This is a genomic window from Streptomyces bambusae (assembly GCF_019400985.1).
GTDB lineage: Bacteria > Actinomycetota > Actinomycetes > Streptomycetales > Streptomycetaceae > Streptomyces > Streptomyces bambusae_A.
The window spans coordinates 1-3015 of the sequence record NZ_WTFF01000525.1 but is presented as its reverse complement, the minus strand read 5'-3'; the positions used below and the strand labels follow the sequence as shown (position 1 = coordinate 3015).

Here is a 3015-nt window from a genome sequence, read left to right as displayed (position 1 = left end):
TTCCTCGGCAACTCCAGATGGGTAGTACCGCCAGCCCCCGCCGTCCCCGCCCCCGCCATCGCCCCCGGCGCCCGCACCCCGGACAAGGACGCCGGCCGGGTCCCCGGCGCGGCGGAGGCGCAGTCCGCCGCCGTGGCCGCCGACACCCCGCAGGCGGAGAAGCGGCAGAGCCGCAAGCTCGCCCAGGCCGCCCCCACCGCGAACGGCGTCCGCGGCGTCGCCGCGGGCGTGCCCTGCACCCTCGACGGGATCACCGGGCTCGGCCCCGAGCAGTTCGCCGACTTCCTCGCCGACCCGGCCGTCCTCGCCGACGGCTGCCTGCGCGGCCTGATCTGGACCTGGGACGCCCGCCTCACCCCGGTCATGTCCGACGCGCACGTCCAGGCCGTCTCGCGGCGGATATCCTCGCTGGCCGCCTCCCACGACGGCCGTAACTCCTCCCACCTGGAGGAGATGTTCACCTACCTGCACGCCGTCGTCTATCACGACTACTCGCGCTCCGAGATCGACGTCACCGACGCCCCGACCGTGGACGCCATGCGCCGGGCCATCGCCGACTTCGGGTCCGCGGCCCGCACCTTCGACGTCACCGCCTCCAACGCCCGCACCCTGCGCGAGGCCCTCTACGCCGGCAGCGCGCCCGGCCTGCGCCAGCACCAGCTGGGGCTGATCAAGCAGGTCCTGGCCACCATGGACCCGTCCCACCCGCAGACCCACCTCGACCCGGGCTGGGCGGGCGCGGCGCTGGCCGCCCTGTCCGTCAACTACCTGGGCGTCTACCCGGGCAACGAGGACGCCGCCTTCCACGCCGCCGTCGCCGCCGACCCCGCGTACCGGGCCGCCTTCAAGGCGTTCGCCGGCTACGGCCACCTCAAGGGCACGTCCAACAGCTGGGTGGTACGCGACGCGATCAGCGAGTACGCCCGGTTCGGACAGGTCGAGGGCCTGAAGGACCAGGTCGTCGCCGACCTCGGCGCCATGCTGGAGCAGGTCAAGGCCACGTTCGGCAACGGCAGCGAGCAGTGGGCGAAGGTGGTCTCCTGGCTCAACTTCTACGAGGCCTGCAAGCCGTACGGGGTGTGCAAGGAGGACATCGAGAAGCAGATCTTCCCGTACACCTACACCTACGACAACGGCGCCATCAAGGTCCGCACCGGCCTCGACAAGGCCGTCGTCGACCAGCTCTACTACGCGAGCAAGCAGGTCAAGTCGCAGTTCCACCGGGTCCTGGGCACCGAACAGCCGCTCGCCGGCGACCCGAACGCCACGCTGAACATCGTCCTGTACGCCTCCCGCGCCGACTACGAGAACTACCACCCGATCCTGACCGGCATGGGCACCAACAACGGCGGCATCTACATCGAGCGCGGCGCCACCTTCTACACCTACCAGCGCCGCGTCCCGCAGGACTCCTCGCTCACCCTCGAAGAGCTCTTCCGCCACGAGTACACGCACTACCTCAACGGGCGCTACGCCGTCCCCGGCTTCTTCGGCGAGGGCCCCTGGTACGAGGGCGACCGCACCACCGCCATGGACGAGGGAACGGCCGAGTTCTTCGACGGCGCCACCCGTGACAACGGCATCGCCGTCCGCAAGTCCCTGGTCAAGAGCATCATCAACGACACGGCGGGCGGCGGCCCCCGGATGAGCGTCGAGCAGCTGCTCAACGCCACGTACGACGGCGACGGCTTCCGCTTCTACAGCTACGCGGGCACCTTCTTCGAGTTCCTGTGGACCGAGAAGCCCTCCCTGCTGCGCGAGATGTACACCCACCTGCGGGGCAACGACGTGGCCAAGTACGACGCGTGGCGCCACCGGCTCGGCTCCGACACCTACCTCCAGCGCGACTACGACCGCTTCCTGGACGCGCAGATCGCCAAGGTGGACGAGCTCTACGTGCCGAACACCACCTTCACCCCGGTCGACCGGCTGCGGGACTCGGCGCTGGAGTCGGTGAAGTCCTCCTTCGCCACGGCGACGTACAACACACCGGACTGCGTGGAGAACGGCGAGCCGGGCAAGCGGCGCTTCACCTGCACCGGCCGGATCACCGCGAACCTGAAGAACTGGCGCAGCGACGACCAGAACTTCAAGGACATGTCCGAGACGGTCGACTACTTCATCCTCGACCGGGCGGGCGCGGCCTCGAACAACCTGGCCGACATGAACTGCTCCTTCGGGCCGGTGGAGATCTGGTCCAACAAGGTGGCGGGCACGTCGGGCTACAGCTGCGAAGGCCCGCTGCGCGGCTGACGCGGCCCCTCCTGGCCGCGGCTGACGCGGCCTCTCCTGGCCCGGGCCGGCCCTCCCCGGCCGACCCGGGCCCCTCCGGCCTGGGCCCTAGGCACCCCTAGGCACCCCTAGGCACCCCTAGGCACCCCTAAAAGAATGTGACATATTACTGCCGTGCCCAACAGACACTCCCTGGACGCCGTGGTCATCGGTGCCGGCGTGGTCGGAGCCGCGTGCGCGTACTACGCCGCGCGCGCCGGACTCTCCGTGGCCGTCGTCGACCGCGGACCCGTCGCCGGCGGGACCACCGGTGCCGGGGAAGGCAACCTGCTCGTCTCCGACAAGGAGGCGGGCCCCGAGCTCGACCTCGCGCTGCTGTCCACGAGGCTCTGGCGCGAGCTGGCCGAGGTGCTCCCACCGGAGACCGAGTACGAGCCGAAGGGCGGCCTCGTCGTGGCTCCCGACGAAGCCGCCCTGAAGGCCCTGCGCGCCTTCGCCGAGGGCCAGCGGGCGGTGGGCGTCACCGCCACCGAGGTCCCCGCCGACGCCCTGCACGACCTCGAACCCCACCTCGCCCCCGGTCTCGCCGGCGGATTCCACTACCCGCAGGACGCCCAGGTCCAGCCCGCCCAGGCGGCGGCCCGGCTGCTGGCCGCCTCCGGCGCGCAGGTCCACCTCGGCGAGGAGGTCACCGGGCTGCTGCGCGAGGGCGGCGCCGTCACCGGCGTCCGCACCGCGCGGCGCGAGCTGCTCGCCGGGGCCGTCGTCAACGCCGCCGGCACC

At 71.4% G+C, this 3015-nt stretch carries 2 protein-coding genes; both read left to right on the top strand.

Annotation, left to right across the window (positions count from 1 at the left end):
- Positions 1-2253: collagenase (locus GPJ59_RS35065; RefSeq protein ID WP_258025394.1), on the top strand; the 2253-nt coding region annotated here is incomplete at its 5' end.
- Between the two features lie 153 nt (positions 2254-2406).
- On the top strand, positions 2407-3015 hold a 609-nt coding region (locus tag GPJ59_RS35060; protein WP_219672113.1), incomplete at its 3' end, for an NAD(P)/FAD-dependent oxidoreductase.